This is a genomic window from Pseudoalteromonas sp. NBT06-2, assembly GCF_002276045.1.
Taxonomy (GTDB): Bacteria; Pseudomonadota; Gammaproteobacteria; order Enterobacterales; family Alteromonadaceae; genus Pseudoalteromonas.
This window is the reverse complement of the sequence record NZ_NQMR01000305.1, coordinates 1-2,521: the sequence shown is the minus strand read 5'-3', so window position 1 is coordinate 2,521 and position 2,521 is coordinate 1. Positions and strand designations below refer to the sequence as shown.

The 2,521-nt window shown below is 35.0% G+C and carries 2 protein-coding genes; one reads left to right on the top strand and one right to left on the bottom strand.

Annotated features, from left to right (window positions below):
- Positions 1-22: 22 nt before the first annotated feature.
- Entirely contained in the window at positions 23-1,381 is a 1,359-nt protein-coding gene (gene dinF, locus CJF42_RS25620) for an MATE family efflux transporter DinF (protein WP_095369317.1), read from the bottom strand.
- Here dinF and CJF42_RS25615 point away from each other — a divergent pair.
- Entirely contained in the window at positions 1,361-2,431 is a 1,071-nt protein-coding gene (locus tag CJF42_RS25615) for a polysaccharide deacetylase family protein (RefSeq protein ID WP_095369316.1), read from the top strand. The two genes, dinF and CJF42_RS25615, sit on opposite strands and share 21 nt — an antisense overlap.
- Positions 2,432-2,521 lie beyond the last annotated feature (90 nt).

Sequence of the window (2,521 nt, the reverse complement as noted above, 5' to 3'; positions counted from 1 at the left end):
TTTATAGCCGCGGAAAGCAGGTTTAAATTAACTGATTCGCACTTTTTAAATCGTGATATTTTTTAATTAAAGTTAAACCTCTTAATAACATAAAGCTGCTCATTGCTGCCCATAGAGCATGATTTCCCCAAGGTTCTAATAGTAAAAACACACCAAAAAAGCCGACTAAGCTTGAGAATATCATGGCATTTCGCATATCTTTAGCCCGTGTTAAGCCTATAAATACACCATCAAATATAAAACAAAATACCGCTATCATAGGCAATAATACCGACCAAATCACATAGTTTTGCGCCGTTGCTACCACTTCAGGAATATCGGTTAATAAAGCAATAAGTTCATCACCAAAAACAGCAAATCCTAAACTATATAAAATGCTAAATAAGATGCCCCAAAATAAACTGATATTGACCCAAAGTTTCAATTGTTTGAGGTTTTGTTGTCCTTTCGCTTCGCCAACTTTAGCCTCAACAGCATAAGCTACGCCATCTAATGCAAAACTCACCAGTAATAAAAAGTTTAATAAAATGGCATTGGCAGCCAAAACATTATCGCCTAATCGGCCTCCGTAATAAGTAATAAAGGCAAAACATATTTGTAAAAACAGTGAACGAATAAATATATCGCGATTTAAACTTAAGGTTTCTTGTATATTAGTTAAGGATTGAATAAACATTTTAGACCAAGACAAATCATGTTTATTAAGTAATTTAGTCACTATCACGAGGGCAAAAATAAGCGAAAGATAATCAGAAGCAACAGACGCCCAAGCAGCACCCGCTACTGCATAGTCTAGCCAAACAACCAAAATGACATCTAAAACAATATTAGTGATATTGGCTACTAACAGTAAATAAAACGGGCCTTTGGCGTATTGCATGCCTAACATCCAGCCTAGCAATACTAAGTTAGCAAGGGCTGCAGGCGCGCTGAATATTCGAATTGAAAAATAAATTTGAGCCTGTGTTAACGCTTCACTTGAGGCGGTAATGTGGTTTTGTAAAATATAAATAATCAGCGGCTGTAAACATAATAAAAAGACAGAAAATCCAACCGACAGAATTAAGCCTTTTTTCAAAACTGCCATTTGCTCAAGTTTGTCTTGTGCACCAAATGCATGGGCTGCTAAACCCGTTGTGCTCATACGTAAAAATCCAGATAACCAAAATATTAAGCTGATCACCATCGAACCGATAGCAACACCCGCCAGATAAAATGAATTATCTAAATGCCCAATCACAGCTGTATCAACTAAACCTAACAAAGGCACCGTAATATTTGATAAAATCATAGGCCAAGCTAAAAGCAGTAAGCTTTTATGATGGGTTACATTACTTTTACTAAATAGGTTTTTATGAAAATGTTGCACAAATTTAAACATGTATTAAGACTAACCTTATTACTACCGCTGTGTTTTTTATCAAATCTAGCTATGGCGAGTGTGATTCTACAATATCATCATGTCAGTGAAGCTATGCCTGCAGTGACTTCTATTAGCCCAACTGATTTTGAAGCGCATATGACACATCTAAAGCAAAACAACTTTAATGTGATTTCCTTAGCTGATATGTTATCTAAGTTAAAACAAGGTGAAACCTTAGCTGATAATACCGTTGCGATTACATTTGATGATGGTTACAAAAACAACTATACCACTGCAGCGCCAATTCTTGAAAAGTTTAATTTTCCTTATACCATTTTTGTTAACCCAAAAATGATAGATGAAAAGAAATCTTATGTAATGACATGGCAGCAAATTCGCGAATTGACAAAAAAAGGTGCAACAATCGCTAATCACAGTGCTGAACATTTATACCTGCATCAAAAGCTTGAAAATGAGACTTTAGCGCAATGGCAAAACCGTATAAAACAAGATTTAGTTCAATCTGAAGCGCGTATTGCGCAAGAAACAGGGCATAACTATAAATACTTAGCTTATCCTTATGGTGAGTTTAATCATGAACTACAAAATATCATTAAAGAGTTAGGTTTTATTGGTATAGGTCAGCATTCTGGTGCTGTAGGTATTGATAGTGACTTTAGCCGTTTACCGCGTTTTCCTGCATCGGGTATATATGCCAATCTTAAAACATTAAAAACTAAGCTTAAATCACTGCCATTTAATATTATAAAGCTTACCAATAGTGAATCGGTTACTCGCTTTAGTAAACCAAGCTTAACTATGAAGTTAGAGATTAAAGATTTTAATAAATCTCAATTTGCTTGTTATGTATCAGGACAAGGTAAAGCGAATATAAAATGGTTAGATAATAAAGCTGCTGAATTAGATGAGCCTATCTTTGAAAAGAGGGTGGAAATAAGCCCATCTAAAGCCCTAGAAAAAGGACGCTCAAGATATAACTGTACAGCGCCATCAATCAGTAAAAAAGGTCACTTTTATTGGTTTTCACAACCTTGGGTGGTGAAATAAATAAACCTTTTTTAGTATCCATCATTAAATAAATTGGTACCTCATCATTTTTATGTGTTTCAGGTTTTGTAACACCTCAATAACCCGTGG

Coding starts and splice junctions, on each gene's coding strand:
- CJF42_RS25615 (WP_095369316.1), top strand. CDS start 1,361: ATGTTGCACAAATTTAAACATGTATTAAGACTAACCTTATTACTACCG.
- dinF (WP_095369317.1), bottom strand. CDS start 1,381: ATGTTTAAATTTGTGCAACATTTTCATAAAAACCTATTTAGTAAAAGT.